This is a genomic window from Caldithrix abyssi DSM 13497 (genome assembly GCF_001886815.1).
Taxonomy (GTDB): domain Bacteria; phylum Calditrichota; class Calditrichia; order Calditrichales; family Calditrichaceae; genus Caldithrix; species Caldithrix abyssi.
The window spans coordinates 3,783,796-3,799,009 of sequence record NZ_CP018099.1 but is presented as its reverse complement, the minus strand read 5'-3'; the positions used below and the strand labels follow the sequence as shown (position 1 = coordinate 3,799,009).

Below are 15,214 nucleotides of genomic sequence, written 5' to 3'. Positions count from 1 at the left end.
AAATCATAACTAAATAAAAATTAAAAAAGTTTGGCCTGCCTTTCAATCAAAAAGGTTTTTCTGCCAGAAAATGACGGTCGTTGAACATCGGCTTGAAAAATTTTCTCTTTGTGGATTACCTTATACACAATAATAAGCGCCGAACAAAAACTACAAACGAGCCTTACAAAAAAAGCAAGCTACGGCGGCTCCTCATTTCTCATTGAAAAAATTGATCTCACCTTTTTTTTCCCCTATTTTGTGTTAAGGTTGTGTTGTCTGAAATCTCTTAAGTCGATTTCAGGCGATAGTTTTCTTTTTTTGTTTTATTTTCTAAAAAGGGAGAAATGATGACCGGCAAAAAAAAATCATCAAAAAAAAATGCAAAACGCAATGGTCAATTAAACAGTAAAACAAAACTTAACAGCCCGCCTGAGCCGCTAAAGAGCGGCAGCCAGACGCGCATCCCGCCAGAAGTCAGGCGGATTCTGGCAGAGGCCTCTGATACCGCCGATCTTATTGACCAACCTGAATTCGATGGTTTTTATCTTAATCCTATTGACATGATTTTAAAGGCCATGGAAGCTGACAAGGTGGTCCGAAAACGGGCAAAGAAAAAGAAACATATCGAAGATCGTGTTGCGGCAGAAATTCTCACGCTGATTGAATATTTAAGCGAGTCGTTTTTAACGGATCGATTCATTGATGATTTATTCATCCGCGTCTATGATCTCAATGAACGCGCAGAAATGGAAAACGACAGCGAATTGATTTGCAAAACCGATGCCATCCTGGAACTTTTAGAGTTAGATTCCATGGACTCCTATATCATACATTGCGGTTTGTATCAGAGCATTATTATGCGTAGTTATGACCTGGGCCGGCGAATTTTGGAAATGGTTGTCGAAAATGTTCAGAAAAACGGTGTAGCGTTAGACGACCCTGCTGATCTGGTAGAACATATAGCAATAAATGGAGACAAGTTATTGCGTCTGGAAGATGAATTCCCTGGGTTGACAGAATATTTAATCAACGAAATTCCTGAAAACCCGGACCTGGACTTCATGGTATCGTTGTTATTATCAGGGACGCTTTTTCTGGACATTTTTTTTGAAGAAGATCTGGAAGAGGGATATCGAATAGTAAAAAACATGCTCCAAAATAAGCTCGGATTGGCTATTGCGGACGGCGGTATTTTTGAGGCGCTATCCGAATTGAGCGAGGAACAAATGGACGACCTTTATATGGCTGTAGAAAAACATCTTGCTCCGCTGATCTCTGACGAACTGATAGAAGAGATGTATAACTCTTTTGAGTATCTTCTGGATAAAATTGATCCTGAAGATCGAACGAGTGAAGAGGTTTATGAAGCTCTGGAATATATTGTCGAGGAATTCGATTTTCTGTCGGAAGATGCCATTACTTTACTTATCGTATCTGCGTTTTTAGGAGAATTAGATATCTATATACAATCAAAGAATAATAATAATTTCCCGGATAATATACTTAAATTGTAAGGCGCTTCCATAAGTCCGAAAGGGAAAAATTGAATTCATTGCGCTCTCCTGCATTACGTGCCATGCTGCATCGAATTCAGACAGACTGTGAAGGGCAAGCCGCTTTCTATTTTATCCCCGGTCGGGAATGTGAACGTCAGGGATCAACTTTTTTTCAAGAAATAAGACCTTTTACGGCAGTGTAACGATTGGCCTGTTGAGCGACAATGAATGAGTTTACTCAAAGGTGATTGGTTATTTCGCCCCCCCTGGCAGGATTCAAAAATTTTTGTGCCGCCGGGGTGGTTGAATGGTTAATTAGTTGAATGGTTGAATGGTGGAATTGCAACTGTACACGCTCAACGTTCTCCTCACCAGGACTTTTATTCCGGGTGAGGGCAATGGAAACTATTTTTAATCTTTAACACTCTTTGCGCCTTTTGTGACTTCTCTATGTTCTCTGGGGGTGCTTAAATTCCTGCGGGAATGTTTTTGTGCTGCACTTCAATTAAAAATTATCACGCGGAGCGGGAGGCTGTGCCCGAATTATCACGCGGAGCGGGAGGCTGTGCCCGAATAGTAGAGTGCCGATTTGCTTAACTTTGGTCTCAGAATAATTTGTTTATTCTCTTTCTGCGATGATTGGCGTAATCCGCAATAAAATTACCCTGCGCGCGTTGCGGCTTCGCTGTCTTGGAGTGAATGCATGAATAAAATCCGATAACCGCTTTAAAACCAGCAGAATCCCTGCCCATTTTGTTTCCATTAAATATCACAAAAGTGTAACAAAAAGATAAATTTTTATTGAAATCTTCAATATTTATTCAGATTGAGGAATTTGTACGCCCTTGCTTCTGTTTTAATGCTCAGATGTTAAAAACAACTTTACCAAATATGAAGGAGATTCAATCATGAGCAAGACAACCAAAAAAGAGAGCCGATCCAGGAAGCTGATCAAATTAGCCTCGAGCGCCGTCCTGATGAGCGCAGTGGCCGGATTCAGCGCACAGGCTAATGCGGGCAATTATTCGGTAATGGGCTCCGGATCGGAAGTGCGCGAAGCATTAAGCACCATCAATTCTTTACAAAAACCGGCAGAATTAGGCTGCGGCGCAATGGACAGCAAAACCACAAAAGACACTAAGACCAGTGAAGGCAAATGCGGCGAAGGCAAATGTGGCGGCGAGATGAAAGACGCTAAAAACAAAGAAGCTAAGGCCGTGAAAGAATCTGCCGCTAAAAAGGTAGAATCAAAAACCAGCGAAGCCAAATGCGGAGAAGGCAAATGCGGCGGCGAGATGATGAAAACAAAAAGCAAAGACGTAAAAAAAGCCGATGAAAAAGCCAAAAAGGCCGATTCTAAAACCTCTGAAGCCAAATGCGGCGAAGGTAAATCGGATAAATAATTAATAAAAACTATTAATAAAAGTCGGGGCCTACCCGACTTTTATTAATTTTTGGGAGAAAAAGATGATTCAAGGCGCAGGACTGGGACTAAGAAGAGATATAACAGAAGAGCTGGTCAGTTTGCAAACCAATAAACCAGCCTTTCTGGAATTTGCCCCTGAAAACTGGATGGGCATGGGCGGATTCTGGAGAAAACAATTAGAAAAAGCGGCAGAAGAATATCCACTCGTGTGCCATGGACTGTCTCTTTCGCTGGGAAGCGATGAAGCGCTGGACTGGAATTTTCTGAAACAGTTAAAGCAGTTCTTCAATGAGTTTCCGGTTATCCACTATTCAGAACATTTGAGCTTTAGTAAATGTCAGAACGCGCATTTTTACGACTTGTTGCCCATCCCTTTTCGGGAAGATGCGGTTAAACATGTAGTCGAACGCATTAAGCAGGTGCAGGATTTTTTAGGCCGCAAAATTGCCATCGAAAATGTTAGCTACTACACCACCGCCGCGCCGGAAATGGATGAATCAACGTTCATTCGGTCGATTGTGGAAGAGGCCGACTGCCATCTTTTGCTGGACGTCAATAATGTGTACGTCAATGCATTCAATCACGGTTTTGATGCCAGGGAATTTATCCGCAGCCTGCCGCTGGAACGCGTGAGCAACATCCACATGGCCGGGCACGAAAAGGTAAGCCCGGATTTGATAATCGACACACATGGGCAGCCGATCATTGATCCTGTGTACGATTTGTTCGAATGGACCATTAAACACCTGCCGCCGGTGCCCGTTTTATTGGAGCGTGACTTTAATATTCCTGAAATTGAGGAATTACAGACGGAACTCGGGAACCTCTCGGCCATTATGGAAAAAGAATGGGAGAAAAAACATGTCGCTCTCCGCTGAAACCAGACAATTGATGGAAAAGATGTACGGCTATATTTTAAGTGGAAGCGAAGTTTCCATTCCGGGAACCGACGCGCAGCGCATGACGCATTATCGGCGTCTGGTGCGCAATATTTTTTCCGACACGCTGAGGCGCGCTTTTCCCATTACCGTTGAAATTTTAACTTCGGCCGAGTGGGATGCGCTCCTCGAAGCTTATATGCGCGAAGCCAGACCGCAAACGCCTTACATCTGGAAAATGCCTTATGAATTTTATGCGTTCGTTGTGGAAAAAGATTATGCCGGCGAATTTAAACGTCCCTATCTGGATGATCTTTTATTTTTTGAATGGATCGAAATCGATGTGTTTACCATGCCCGATCAGCCGCTTCCTGAATTCCGTTCGGAAGGCGACTTTTTAAAGGAAAAGATTGCGCTCAATCCTGATCATAAGATCATTGAACTGGAGTATCCGGTACACAAGATGGCGGCCGATGAAACGCCACCGTTTCGGGGACAATATTTTGTGCTTGTATTTCGTGAACTGGATTCGGGCCAGGTTAAGTTTGTAGAAATCTCTCCGCTTCTGGCTCTTGTCTGGCAACATCTGCAGGAAAAAAGACAGACTGGTCAGGAAGCCATTGAAAGCGTAGTCGAATTGTTAGGCGAAACAACTTACGAACAATTAACGCCCGTGATTTTACCGTTTTTCAACGATATGTTGTTACAGGGCGCCGTTCTCGGTTTTAGCGCCTGAGCACCGTTTTTCAGAAAGGAATACAGAAATGAAAGAATTCTATCTTAAATACAAAAATTTTATTCAAAATTTGACGGATTTGCCGCCTCTTTTTTTCAGGCTTATTTTGAGTTACGGTTTTTTTGAACCAGCTCTAAAAAAGTTGAATAACATCGATTCCATAGCTCAATGGTTTGCCAGCATGAATTATCCATTCCCCACGTTAAACGCCTATCTTGCCGGCATTACGGAATTTTCGGGCTCCATTCTTTTGCTTTTAGGTCTGGGCACGCGTTTAATTTCTTTACCGTTGATGTTTGTGATGCTGGTGGCCATTTTTACCGTGCATCTGGGCAATGGATTTGCAGCCGGAAACAATGGTTTTGAAATCCCTCTTTATTATCTGTTAATGCTGTTTAGCCTGACGGTCAGCGGCGCCGGTAAATTCAGCCTGGACCATGTGTTGGGTAAAAAAATCGGCGCGAAATAATAAAGGTTTCTGCGAGAAACAGATACCAGACCACACTCTTTAACGAAAGTATTTTTCCCGGTCATAATTTATGGCCATAGCTCCGGGGCGACCGCCGGGGCTTTTTTTGTCAGTACTTTGAGACCATACATAGAGATTTCATCACTTCAAAGAATATTTCATCTCGTTTTAGGGCGTAAGCAGGCCAGGCGTCGTGAGTCAATTTGAAATAGTTCAAAAGCATGCTAAAAAATTTTGAATTTTTTTAGTGATTATTTAATTTCTTCTATTGGGTATTTAAATAAGAGGAACGATGCCAAAATATAAAATTGCAGCGATTATTATTTCTCAGAATCTGGAAAGGGCGGTTGAAGAACCGCATACGATTTTACTGCCAGAAGAGCTGGATCATTTTAATCTGTTGATTTCCAGGTTTGAGGAAATTGGCTGTGATCCTATTATTGTGATCGCCGGTCAGGATCCTTATTATATCTGTAAAAAGGAAGGGGAAGATTCCTTTACGTGCTACAATAATCCCGATCCTGAACAGGAAGAAATGGGCGCCTTGCGCTCTGCTGTAGAGCAACTGCCCAATGAAGTGTTTGGCTTTATCCTGGCTTTTTGGGAGGATCAGAAAATAAAGCCAGAAACTCTGCGCTCCATTTACGCCATGGCCCAACATTTTCCTGAAAATATTGTTATCCCCAGGTTTCATGGGCGTTATGGCCGCCCTATTTACATTAGCCGGAGATTCTTTGAACATTTAGAGCAAACCATAACCTATACCCTGCCGTTCACATTAGTCGAAAATTACCTGTCCGAGGTTAAGTTCCTGCCTGTTAACGACGAAACCGTTCTGGATGTTGAAGACTACTACGATCTTGATGAAAACCTTAATTAAAACTGCGTGGAACCATAGGCGCTGGATTACGCGGAGGCGGGGTGAGAATCGGAATAACAGTCACCCCTTCAATCCCTCTCTCCCTGAATAAAAGTCTCGGCGAAGAGGACGATCTGGCGGGGAGAATTTTTATCGACGGTGTAGGTGGATCTGCGCCGCCCAATTCCTATTCAACCATTCAACCATTCAACCATTCAACTAAACGACTTTTATACTCTTCCCCTGGCCAGCAGCGGCAGGAATTGCCTGAAGTAGCCCCCCTCACCTTCTTTTTCGCAGGCAATTTTTTTTGAAATTTTCCGCCCATTTTTGCTTAAAATTTTTATTTTAAAATTACCATTAATTTTTGTATAATTCGGGCAACCGATAAAGATAAAAAAACGGGGATTAATATGCCGAAAAAAATTCATCTTGAACCATCGCGTACGCTGATGGAGTTTCGTTTATTACCCGGCCTTACTACCGAACAAACCCTCATTCACAATATCTCATTAAGAACGCCCATGGCCTATCAGGAAGAAGAAGATTCCAAGTACTATCTGAACATACCGATTGTTGCGGCGGCCATGCAGTCGGTTTCCGGCGTTAAAATGGCCATCGAGCTGGCTAAATTAGGCGGCACGGCCTTCATTTATTGCTCGCAACCCATCGAAAGTCAGGCCGAAATGATCCGCCAGATCAAGCGTTACAAGGCCGGCTTTGTGCCCCCGGAAACCGTTTCGCCAGACATGCTGATTCGCGATTTGTACGAATTGACGCGTCAACGAGGCTACAACACCTTTCCGGTGGTGGATGAGCAAAAGCATCTGTTAGGTATCATCACCAAAAATGACTACGACGTTAAGCCACATGGCGATTTAACGGTTAAAGAACGCATGATTCCGCGCAAAGAACTGACCGTTGGCGTGAATATCGACAATATCAAGCAGGCCAATACTCTTTTGCGCGAAACGCACCAGTCGGTTTTGCCCATCGTGGACGAACAGGATCGATTGTTGTTTTTAGTCTTCCGCAAAGATATCCGCAATCATCTGGACAATCCCCATGAAATTCTCGATGAGCACAAACGCTACTTTGCCAGCGCGGCCATCAACACGCACGACTACATGGAGCGCGTTCCCGCTCTGGTGGAGGCAGGCGTGGATTTTTTAGCCATCGATTCCTCCGACGGCCATTCGGTGTTTCAGCAAAAAACGCTGGAATGGGTGCGCGAACATTACCCTCACATTCCGGTCATGGGCGGCAACATCATTACTGAGGATGGATTCGATTTTTTGGTTGAACACGGCGCACGCGCTGTGAAGGTTGGTATGGGCAGCGGTTCCATTTGCATCACGCAGGAACAAAAAGGCACCGGGCGCGGCCTGGCCACGGCCATCATTAAAGTGGCCGAGGCGCGCGATCGCTATTTTAAAAAAAGCGGCAGGTACATTCCCATTGTGGCCGACGGCGGTATTGTTAACTCCAAGGACATCGTCATTGCCCTAGCGCTGGGCGCCGATTATGTGATGATGGGGCGGTACTTTGCGCGCATGGACGAATCGCCCACCGAAAAAGTAACCATTCACAACCGCGTGATGAAGCCGTACTGGGGCGAAGGGTCGGCCCGCGCCCGCGAATGGAAGGAAGCGCGCTACCATCAGTTGATCTTTGTGGAAGGCGTGGAGGGATTTGTCCAGTACGCCGGCAAACTGCGCGACAACCTGCCAGAAACCCTGGCTAAAATTAAAGCGGCCATGTCGTCGGTGGGGGCGGCGAACATTCGGGAGTTGCACGAAAAAGCCGAACTGGAGGTGGTTTCAGCTCTGTCTATTCGCGAGGGCAAAGCGCACGACATCTACCTGCCGGGAAGCGAAAATGACTACACAGCAATAGATTGGGGCAATTAATGGCAAATTACATTATTCTGGGCGCCCAGTGGGGCGACGAGGGAAAAGGAAAAATCGTTGATTTGTTGGCCAGCCATGCCGACCTGGTGGTGCGCTTTCAGGGCGGCGCCAATGCCGGACACACCGTTATTGTGGGCGACAAAAAGTTTGTATTGCACCTCATCCCCGGCGGTATCGTTTCGGGCAAAGCCATGAATGTCATCGGCAATGGCTGCGTGGTCGATCCCATTACTTTTAAACAGGAAATCGAGTACTTAAAAAAGCAGGGTATTGACGTAACGCCGGATAAATTAATGATCTCCTTTCAGGCCCATGTGGTAACCCCGGTGCACAAGTACCTGGATCGCGTATTAAATAAAAAGATTGGCACCACCGGTCGAGGCATTGGCCCGGCTTACACCGATAAAATTCAACGCACAGGCGTTCGGCTGGAAGCCATTGTCAACGGCACGTTTTTAGAACATTTTAAACAGCAGGCTAAGCTTTACGAACAATACGCTCAAAATTTGTACAAAGAACCATTTTTAAACATTGAGCAGGCCGTGGAGGAATTGAAAGAAGCCGAAACCTACATTCGTCCTTTCATTGGCGATACGGTGGAATTAATTCACACTTATCTTGAAAAACAGGCTAACATTTTGTACGAAGGCGCGCAGGGCGCCATGCTGGATGTGGATCACGGTACCTATCCGTTTGTGACGTCTTCTTCCACCACCATTGGCGGCGCCTTTACAGGCGGCGGCGTTTTTCTGGAATTTGACAAACGCATTGGATTGGTAAAGGCTTACACCACGCGCGTAGGCGAGGGTCCGTTTCCCACCGAACTGAACGATGAAACCGGCGAGAAATTGCGGAAAAAAGGACACGAATTCGGCGCGACCACCGGACGCCCGCGTCGCTGCGGCTGGCTGGATTTAAAACTGGTCAAACGAGCGCAAATCATCAACGGCTTTAATTACATTACGCTCAGCAAGTTGAGCTGTCTTTCCGGCTTTGAAACGATTAAGATCGCGGTGGATTACGATTCGGCCGGCCAACCTGTGTACCGTTCGTTTCCGGGCTGGGAGCAAGAGATCGAAGGCGTGACCGAATGGCAGGATTTACCGCAAAACGCGCGGGAATATGTGCGCTTTATTGAAGATTACCTGCAAACGCCGATCGGGCTGGTTTCTACCGGGCCCGATCGCAACCATGTGATTTACAGGCAGCCTCTGTGGTAGCGCTTTGCAGCAGGGCGCGAAAAGCGAAAGTAAAATGGGGAAGGGAATGAATAAAAGCAAACAATCCGGTCTGGATATCGATCTGGGCAACCGCTGTTCTAAGATCGCCTTTGAATGGGCTAAAAAAACCTTTGATTTCAGATCGGCCGGCAGCGGAAATCCTTTGCCCGGTCTGGACGGCGCTTTTTCCAATGTGATGGACCTGGGCGGGGTGAAAATCGGCATGGCTTCCGACGGCGTGGGCACCAAAATCGAGCTGGCCGAACGAACAAAAATTTACCACACCATTGCCTTTGATCTGGTGGCCATGGTCGTGGACGATCTGGCGGCCAACGGGCTGGAGCCGGTTAATCTTTCCAACATTCTGGATGTGGATGCGCTGGATGCCGCGGTGATCGACCGTTTGATGGAAGGGTTGTACCAGGCGGCTAAAGTGGCCCGCGTAACCGTTACGGGGGGCGAAATTGCCGAATTGGGTTCGCGCATTTCCGGCTATGGCGACGGTATGCACTTTAACTGGGCGGCTACCGGCCTGGCTATTTTACCCACTGGTCGGGAGGTGATCGACGGGAGCAAAGTGCAGGTCGGCGATCGGATTATCGCTCTTAAGAGTCAGGGCTTCCGTTCCAATGGTTTTTCTCTGTTGCGGCGCATAATGAACGAGCAGTTCGGCGATGCCTGGCACCAGGCGGCTTACGGAGAGGGTAAAACCTGGGGACAGGCGCTGCTGACTCCTTCGCGCATTTACACACCGCTGATTGTGGATTTAATCAAGGCGGATTTTGAAATCCACGGCATCGCTCACATTACCGGCGGAGGAATCGGCGATAATCTGCAGCGCGTCCTTAAAATCAACGGCTTTGGCGCCGTGTTAGACCGTCTTTTTGAACCGCCGCATTTTATGCGCAAGGTTCAAGAACTGGGACAGGTTAGCGAAGCGCAGGCCTACCGTTTGTGGAATATGGGCAACGGCATGTTGCTGGTGGTAAAAGCCGAGCAGGCCGAGGCCGTGGTTCAATTTGCCGCAAAACAACAATATCAGGCGCAAATTGCCGGAACGGTGCAGAAAGAATCCGCCATTGAACTGAAAAGCCGGGGAATGGAGCCGCAGACGTTGATTTATCATTTAAAAGAAAAAGATTCATAAACGCGCCCAATGCACTGTTTTTTCCCGGAAGCCGTGGAAGCGGCAGGAGTAAAGATAATCATTAAAATGCGTGCAATGGGAAATTTTTTAAATAAACAGTTTTAATAAAAAATTAATGTTAAGGGCTACTCATGCAAACGGCAAAACATGTTCAGATCGTGCTTAAAGATTCCATGAGAGATGTCGCCGGTCTGCATGTGCAAAGCGACGCCAAGAAGTTTTTGCACATCGACACGGGCAAAGTAAAGACCGGAAAAATCTATTCTATTGTGCACCCCATGCCTGACGATATCCTGCTGGCCTTTGCCAGAAATTCTCTTTGCGACTGCATTATTCATGATCTTTACATCGACCGCCTGTTTACTTCCGAACGTTTTCCTGCTTACATTCTAATTTCTAAATTGCCGGGCGTTACCGACGACGAAGGCGTTTCGGCCCAAAAGGCGATGTGCGATTTTTTAAACATCCCTTTCGATTACGGCGCGCATGTCATATTTACGCACGAAATTTACTATTTTGAAAATCCGTTAAACGATGAACGATTAAAAACCATTGCCGAAGAATTACTGGGCAATCCGCTGGTGAATCGTTTTGAATACGGGAAATTTAGCGGCCAGGTGACCTACATTCCCGAAGTGCATCTGGAAAGCCAGCCGCAGGTGCAGACGATCGACATCTTTGTCTCCGATGAAGAGCTGCAAAAGATTTCCAGAGAACGCTTGCTGGCGCTGGATTTACACGAAATGCAGGCCATTCAGGCCTATTACCAGAATCAACTGGTGCAGGCGGCGCGCGAAAAACACGGCATATCGCAGCTGCCTACGGATTGTGAAATTGAAGTCATTGCCCAAACCTGGTCCGAGCATTGCAAACACAAGGAATTCAACGCCACCATTACGTACAAAGACCTGGACAATGGCGCGCAAAAGACCATTCACTCGCTGTTCAAAACTTACATCAGACGTTCGACGGAGATCATCCGCGAGCGCTACGAAAAAGCGGGCCACAACTGGTTGCTCAAGATTTTTTCCGACAACGCCGGGGTGGTTCGCGTGGACGATCAACGCGTGTTTGTGTGGAAGGTGGAAACGCACAACTCGCCGTCGGCGCTGGACCCCTACGGCGGCGCGTTAACCGGTATTGTGGGCGTCAATCGCGACCCGATGGGCACAGGCGTGGGCGGCGCCAGCTTACTTTTTAATACGGATGTTCTCTGTTTTGGCCCGCCGGATTATCAGGGCAAACTGCTGCCCGGGCAGTTGCATCCCCGGCGCATCATGACCGGCGTGGTTAAGGGGATTGAAGACGGCGGAAACAAATCGGGAATTCCCACGGTCAACGGTTCGGTGGTGTTTGACGAACGGTATCGCGGCAAACCGCTGGTCTTTTGCGGCACGGGCGGCGTAATGCCGGCTTACGTGGATGGCAAGCCTTCCTGGGAAAAGCGCATCGATCCCGGCGATCGCATCATCATGGCCGGCGGGCGTGTGGGCAAAGACGGCATCCACGGCGCTACCTTCTCTTCACAGGAAATTGACGAGCATTCGCCGCGTTCCGCCGTGCAGATCGGCTCGCCCATTACGCAGAAGAATCTGGCCGATTTCATGCAGGTGGCGGTGGCCCGCGGCCTGATTAAATCTTCAACAGACAACGGGGCCGGTGGGCTGTCCTCTTCCATTGGCGAGCTGGCCACCATTCCTAAAGGCGCTTTTGTGCAGCTGGCCAATATCCCGCTAAAATATGCCGGCCTGCAGCCCTGGGAAATCTTTGTCTCCGAATCGCAGGAACGCATGACCCTGGTGGTGGAGCCGCAAAAGGTGGAAACGCTGTTTGCCCTGGCCGAAGATTTTGAAGTGGAGCTTTCCGACATCGGCTACTTTACCGATTCAGGCTTTCTGGATGTGCGCTACGGCGAGCAAAAAGTGGCCTATCTGGATTTAATCTTTTTGCACGATGGCGTGCCCACCAAACGCATGGAGGCCGAGTGGAAAAAACCGAAGTTGAGCGAGCCGATCATCAAAGAATCGCTGGACTACAATGACGTTTTATTAAAATTGCTGGGCAGTCTGAACATCTGTTCGCGCGAAACCATCATCCGGCGTTACGATCACGAGGTAAAAGGAAAGAGTATTGTAAAACCGTTAATGGGCCAAAACGGTTACGCCCCGCAGGATGCGGCGGTGCTGCGCCTCGATTTCGATTCTTACGTGGGTATTGCCATTTCTAACGGGATTTTACCGCGTTACGGCGACATCGATCCCTACCAGATGGCGGCCGGTTCGTTTGACGAGGCTGTGCGCGGCATTATTGCCGTGGGCGGTCGCCTGCCCGATCCGCAAACCGATCCCGACATCTTCTGGTCGGTCAACGACAACTTTTGCGTGCCCGATTCGCTTTACCATCCGCAGAACAATCCGGACGGTAAATTGAAACTGGCCAAACTGGTGCAGATGAATGAAGCGCTGTTCGACATGGCCACCTTTTTTAATATCCCCATGACTTCCGGAAAAGACAGCATGAAAAACGATTTCATTAAAGAAGGGGTAAAAATTTCGGTGCCGCCTACCATTCTGTTTTCAATGGTGGCTAAAATTCCCGATGTGCGTAAAACCATCACTACCGATTTTAAACACGAGGGCGATTTAATTTACCAGGTGGGGCACACCTACGATGAGCTGGGCGCTTCGGAGTTTTACCATCTGTTCGGCGAGCTGGGCGCCAATGTTCCGCGCGTGCGCAAGGAACAAGCCCTGCGTATTTACCGCAAGATGATGGAGGCGATTGAACAACAACTGTTAAGTTCGGCGCACGATTGTTCCGACGGCGGGCTGGCAGTTGCCCTGGCCGAGTGCGCGTTTGGCGGAAACCTGGGCGCGCTGGTCGAATTGCCGGATTTCGATCTTTCGCTGAACGCCCTGCTGTTTGCCGAATCGCATTCGCGTTTTGTGGTGAGCGTTGCGCCGCAAAATCAGCCGGCCTTTGAGAAAATCATGGGCGACGACGCCTTTTTAATCGGTCAGGTAAGCGGCCGGCAAAAACTGGAAATTGACCATCAAAATAAAACCGTTCTGGCGCTAGATGTTCAGGCCATGCTCGATGCCTGGCGCAGCGGACTGGTCTTTTAAAAAAAGAAGCATCGACAAAGTTAAACTTGTAAGAAATTACGAAATCTTTGAAATACAAAATTCCCCCGATCCCTTTCTCTTTGCGAAAGAGAGGAGGGCATCAACCAAAAATACAACGGTTGACTCTGGCAAACGGGGAAAATGAACACAAAAAATCTTTGAGATTGTTTAATCTTCAAAGATAGCATTAAAATTGTTAATTGTTAATTAATCCGAGGACTTATGCGCGTCCATTTTTTACAGCATGTGCCGTTTGAAACGCCGGGCATTTTGACCGAAGCGCTAAAAGATAGGGCAGATATTTCGTTTACCCGTTTTTTCAACGACGAAGCGTTGCCCCGAACATCCGACCTGGACTTGCTGGTGATCATGGGCGGGCCAATGAGCGTACACGACGAATCGGTGTTTAGCTGGTTAAAAGATGAAAAACGTTTTGTTGAAAACGTGATCAAGCAGGGGAAATCGGTACTGGGAATTTGTCTGGGCGCACAGCTAATTGCCGAAGTGCTTGGCGCGCGCGTCTTTAAAGGTGCGCATCGTGAAATTGGCTGGTTCGACATTACTCGTGCGCCGGAGGTTGCCTCCAGCTCTTTTGCCCATTTTTGGCCGGAGACCATTACCGCCTTTCACTGGCACGGCGAAATGTTTGAAATTCCATTGGGAGCGCAGCGGATTGCCTATTCGCAGGCCTGTGAAAACCAGGGCTTTATCTTTGAAGAGCGCGTGGTTGCTCTGCAATTCCATCTGGAAGTGACGCCACAGCTCATCGCAGGCCTGTTAGCGCACGGCGCAAATGAAATGGAAGCAGGAGCGTACGTGCAAAGCGCGCAGGAAATCCGGCAAAAGATGGCGCTCTGTCGACCGGCCAATGCATTGATGCGGCGAGTCGTAGAGGAAATGGCAGAAAATGCGTTAAGCGTGTAAGTGTTGAATTACAAATTACGAATTACGAATGAAAGGGGATGGTTGGTGTTGCAGAAACCATTCAACTCTTAAATCTGAATTGTTTTGTAAGATCGAAAAAAATTTTAGCTTGCTGTTTAATACAGGAGATTATAAATAATGAGCAAGATGCGTGTCCTGGTGGTTACCGGGTTTGGAATTAATTGCGAGGTGGAAATGGCCGCGGCTTACCGGCTGGCCGGCGCCGAGGCGGATATTGTCCATCTGAACGAGGTGTTCAAGGAGCGCGTTTCGATTCATGATTATCAGGTGCTCAATTTTCCGGGGGGTTTTTCTTTCGGGGACGATCTGGGCTCCGCAAAGGTGTTGAGCAATAAATTCAAGTTTAAAAAAATGGCCTCGGGGCGTCATTTTATTGACGATCTGGCGCGTTTTTTACAGGATGGCAAATTCATTATTGGCGTTTGCAACGGTTTTCAGGCTCTGGTAAAAATGGGTTTGCTACCCAACATTGGCGGCAATTTTGAGCAGGAAGTTACGCTTACGCACAACGATTCCGGAAAATTTGAGGATCGCTGGGTAACCTGCGGCGTCCATCCCCAAAACCGCACCCCGTTTTTAAAAGGCATCGAAAAAATCGATCTGCCGGTGCGTCACGGAGAGGGCAAGTTAATCATTCGTGATGCGCAAATCGAACGGGCCATTTTGGAGCAAAATCTGAATTGCTTAACTTATCTGGGACCGGACGGGCAACCCACGGCCGACTATCCTTACAATCCCAATGGTTCAGAATTGAATTGCGCCGGGCTTACCGATCCCAGCGGTCGGGTGTTTGGATTGATGCCGCATCCCGAAGCCTATTTGTCGATTTACAACCATCCCGCCTGGCCCCGCAAAAAGGAACAAAACGGCGGCAGCGAGCAGGGAGAAGGTTTGCAGCTTTTTAAAAACATGGTGGATTATTTTAGTAACCACTAAGTGCACAGAGAAGCACAGAGCAACAATAAAAATAAAAAAATCTACGTTCTCGGTGACTTCTGTGGTAAAAAAGAACCAAAGAAAG

Annotated in this window: 13 protein-coding genes; all 13 read left to right on the top strand. The window is 47.5% G+C overall.

From position 1 onward, the window contains the following. The first annotated feature begins 326 nt into the window (after positions 1–326). The 13 genes from Cabys_RS14875 to Cabys_RS14815 all read left to right on the top strand — a co-directional run bounded on the left by Cabys_RS14875 (position 327) and on the right by Cabys_RS14815 (position 15,129). Positions 327–1,496 carry a hypothetical protein gene (locus tag Cabys_RS14875; protein WP_150109228.1) on the top strand — a complete coding sequence of 390 codons (1,170 nt, stop codon included), beginning with the start codon at positions 327–329 and terminating at the stop codon, positions 1,494–1,496. 890 nt (positions 1,497–2,386) lie between these two features. After that, the gene (locus Cabys_RS14870) at positions 2,387–2,881 is read left to right on the top strand and encodes an HvfA family oxazolone/thioamide-modified RiPP metallophore (protein WP_006926939.1); all 495 of its coding nucleotides are present in this window, start codon (positions 2,387–2,389) and stop codon (positions 2,879–2,881) included. Between the two features lie 64 nt (positions 2,882–2,945). Beyond that, positions 2,946–3,782 carry an HvfB family MNIO-type RiPP peptide maturase gene (locus Cabys_RS14865; protein WP_006926938.1) on the top strand — a complete coding sequence of 279 codons (837 nt, stop codon included), beginning with the start codon at positions 2,946–2,948 and terminating at the stop codon, positions 3,780–3,782. Beyond that, positions 3,766–4,518 carry an HvfC/BufC N-terminal domain-containing protein gene (locus Cabys_RS14860; RefSeq protein WP_006926936.1) on the top strand — a complete coding sequence of 251 codons (753 nt, stop codon included), beginning with the start codon at positions 3,766–3,768 and terminating at the stop codon, positions 4,516–4,518. The genes Cabys_RS14865 and Cabys_RS14860 overlap by 17 nt, the downstream gene beginning before the upstream one ends. A gap of 28 nt (positions 4,519–4,546) precedes the next feature. After that, positions 4,547–4,987 carry an HvfX family Cu-binding RiPP maturation protein gene (locus Cabys_RS14855; RefSeq protein ID WP_006926934.1) on the top strand — a complete coding sequence of 147 codons (441 nt, stop codon included), beginning with the start codon at positions 4,547–4,549 and terminating at the stop codon, positions 4,985–4,987. A gap of 292 nt (positions 4,988–5,279) precedes the next feature. Continuing rightward, positions 5,280–5,867, top strand: a complete 588-nt coding sequence (locus Cabys_RS14850) for an NTP transferase domain-containing protein (RefSeq protein WP_006926932.1) — start codon at positions 5,280–5,282, stop codon at positions 5,865–5,867. Positions 5,868–5,908: 41 nt separating this feature from the next. Next, positions 5,909–6,160: a hypothetical protein gene (locus tag Cabys_RS19880; RefSeq protein WP_150109227.1), complete on the top strand. Its 252-nt coding sequence runs from the start codon at positions 5,909–5,911 to the stop codon at positions 6,158–6,160. 99 nt (positions 6,161–6,259) lie between these two features. Then, complete coding sequence (locus Cabys_RS14840; RefSeq protein ID WP_006926930.1) at positions 6,260–7,756, top strand: IMP dehydrogenase; 1,497 nt, start codon at positions 6,260–6,262, stop codon at positions 7,754–7,756. Next, entirely contained in the window at positions 7,756–8,976 is a 1,221-nt protein-coding gene (locus tag Cabys_RS14835; protein ID WP_006926928.1) for an adenylosuccinate synthase, read from the top strand. The genes Cabys_RS14840 and Cabys_RS14835 overlap by 1 nt, the downstream gene beginning before the upstream one ends. Before the next feature lie 46 nt (positions 8,977–9,022). Beyond that, the gene (purM, locus tag Cabys_RS14830; RefSeq protein ID WP_006926927.1) at positions 9,023–10,123 is read left to right on the top strand and encodes a phosphoribosylformylglycinamidine cyclo-ligase; all 1,101 of its coding nucleotides are present in this window, start codon (positions 9,023–9,025) and stop codon (positions 10,121–10,123) included. Between the two features lie 131 nt (positions 10,124–10,254). Continuing rightward, the gene (locus tag Cabys_RS14825; protein ID WP_006926926.1) at positions 10,255–13,248 is read left to right on the top strand and encodes a phosphoribosylformylglycinamidine synthase subunit PurL; all 2,994 of its coding nucleotides are present in this window, start codon (positions 10,255–10,257) and stop codon (positions 13,246–13,248) included. A gap of 222 nt (positions 13,249–13,470) precedes the next feature. After that, positions 13,471–14,172: a type 1 glutamine amidotransferase gene (locus Cabys_RS14820; protein ID WP_006926925.1), complete on the top strand. Its 702-nt coding sequence runs from the start codon at positions 13,471–13,473 to the stop codon at positions 14,170–14,172. 138 nt (positions 14,173–14,310) lie between these two features. After that, on the top strand, positions 14,311–15,129 hold the full coding sequence (locus Cabys_RS14815) for a phosphoribosylformylglycinamidine synthase subunit PurQ (protein WP_006926924.1): 819 nt from the start codon (positions 14,311–14,313) through the stop codon (positions 15,127–15,129). The last annotated feature ends 85 nt before the right edge of the window (positions 15,130–15,214 follow it).